Here is a 2,331-nt window from a genome sequence, read left to right on the forward strand (position 1 = left end):
GGGACGGGCGGGTCATCCCGGCGCAGAGCCGCGCGCAGATCAACTCGGCGTTCACCAACGGCGGCGCGACCTGCGTCATCAAGACGATCGAGAGCATCTCCAACATCCGCGTCGACCACTTCATGCAGGTCGACTTCAACGGGTTCAAGGCGATCACGAACGCGGTCGGCGGCGTCCCGGTGTGCCTGCCGAAGGCCGTCAACGACCCGAAGTCCAAGCTCAAGCTCAGCAAGGGCAAGCACAACATCAAGGGCGAGCAGGCGCTGGCGTACGTGCGCGTCCGGCACGGTCTCGGGGACGGCTCCGACCTCGACCGCATCAAGCGGCAGCAGAAGTTCATGGGGGCGCTCGCCAACAAGGCCATGAGCGCGGGCGTGCTCAGCAACCCCAAGAAGCTCATCGAGCTGATGAACGCGGTCACCAAGTCGCTCACCACCGACAAAGAGCTGACGCCGCAGGTCATGATGGACATCGCCAGAGAGATGCAGGGCATGACCTCCGGCAAGCTGCGGTTCGTGACCGTCCCGTCCGGGCCCGACCCGCAGGACCCGAACCGGGTGGCGCTCAACTCCGCCGCGCAGCCGTTCTTCAACGCCGTCCGCAACGACAAGACCATCCCGAAGGAAGAGAAGCCGGGATCGGTGAAGATCCCGCCGAGCCAGATCCGGGTGCGGGTCTACAACGGCAGCGGCATCGACGGGCAGGCCGGCCGCGTCGCCGACGACCTGGAGTCGCAGGGCTTCCACGTCACGGTCGGCGGAAACGCGCCTTCCGCCACATCCGCCACCAAGGTGATGTACGGTTCCGGTGCCGACCAGCAGGCCCAGTCGCTGGCCGCGCTGATCCCGAGCGGGCCGCAGCCCGCCGCCCGGACCAGCGGTGCCAAGCCCGGCGTCGTGGACCTGATCGTCGGCAGCGACTGGACGAACCTGAAGAGCGCGGGCGGCGGCATCCCCAAGCAGCAGGGCGAGATCCGCGCCAGCGACAACATCTGCAAGGAGACGTGACCCGCTCCCCGTATGAGTTACACCACCAGGCCCACCGGGGCCGAGACGGCACAGTATGCAGACCGGCCGCTCATCACGGATCCTGCGGCGGGTCCGGTCCCGGAGGCACCGGGGGCCTACCCGGAGGGGCCCGGCGGCGTCCCGAAGGCGCGCGGCCCGGGGCAGGGCCCCGAGGCCGCCCCGCGCAAGCAGCGCGACCCGTTCTTCGACAACGCGAAGTACTTCGCGATCCTCCTGGTGGTGGCGGGGCATTCCCTGGCCAACCTGCTGAACGTCCCGCTGGCGAAGGGCCTGTACCTCTTCGTCTACATGTTCCACATGCCGCTGTTCATCGTGATCACCGGCTACTTCTCGCGGAACTGGACGTTCGCCGGCGGCAAGGCCCGAAAGCTGATCACCAATGTCGGCGTTCCCTACGTGGTGTTCGAATTCGCCTACTCGGTGTACATGTGGCTCGCGGGCGGCAATGAGCTGGAGATCAGCCTGCTGAGCCCTTACTACCTGACGTGGTTCCTCTGCGCGCTGTTCATGTGGCGGCTCTCCACCCCGGTCTGGCAGCAGATCCGCTGGCCGCTCGCGGTCGCGGTGGGGTTCGCGCTGCTGTCGTACATGAGCGATCTCGGTGGAACGTTCGATATTCACCGGGTGCTGGGGCTGCTGCCGTTCTATGTCCTCGGGCTCACGCTGAAACCGCACCACTTCGAGCTGCTGAAAAAACCGGCCGCGCGGCCGGTGGGCGCGGTCGTCCTCGCCGCCGGGCTCGGCGCCGCCTACCTCGCCATGGACCGCATGACGCTGGATTGGATCTTCTGGAAGCACCCGCACGACGATCTCGGCGTCGGCAACGTCACCGGCACGCTGATGCGGCTCGCGATGTTCGCGTGCGCGACCGTCCTCGTCGCCGCGTTCCTCACCCAGATCCCGCGCCGCCGGTACTGGTTCACCCGGCTCGGCGCGGCGACGCTGTACGCCTACCTGCTGCACGGGTTCGTCATCCGCCTGCTGACCTTCACCGGCTGGTGGGACGCGGCCTGGATGCACACCGTGCCCGGCGTCGTCATCGTGCTCGGCGGCGCGGTCGCGGTCGGGACGGCGCTGTGCTCCCGGCCGGTCGTCCGGACCATGAGCTGGGCACTGGAGCCCAAGATGACCTGGGTTTTCACACCCCTGCGCAAACCCGGGAGCCGGATGCGCTAGCGTGCCGCCTCACGCCATCAGGCCACGGCTCCCCCCGATCGGCGACTAGAGTCGCCGTGCTCCCACGTGCACGTACCCGATGAGACCTCCGGAGACATGACCGGCATCCTCCACCCACCCCACCACC

Annotated in this window: 2 protein-coding genes; both read left to right on the top strand. The window is 67.9% G+C overall.

What is annotated here, in order from left to right; genetic code table 11:
• On the top strand, positions 1–1,007 hold a 1,007-nt coding region (locus E1264_RS42060; protein ID WP_132183094.1), incomplete at its 5' end, for an LCP family protein.
• Positions 1,008–1,019: 12 nt separating this feature from the next.
• Positions 1,020–2,204 carry an acyltransferase family protein gene (locus E1264_RS42065; RefSeq protein WP_132183096.1) on the top strand — a complete coding sequence of 395 codons (1,185 nt, stop codon included), beginning with the start codon at positions 1,020–1,022 and terminating at the stop codon, positions 2,202–2,204.
• Positions 2,205–2,331: the final 127 nt, after the last annotated feature.

This window comes from Actinomadura sp. KC216 (assembly GCF_004348535.1).
Lineage (GTDB): Bacteria > Actinomycetota > Actinomycetes > Streptosporangiales > Streptosporangiaceae > Spirillospora.

Coding starts and splice junctions, on each gene's coding strand:
- E1264_RS42065 (WP_132183096.1), top strand. CDS start 1,020: ATGAGTTACACCACCAGGCCCACCGGGGCCGAGACGGCACAGTATGCA.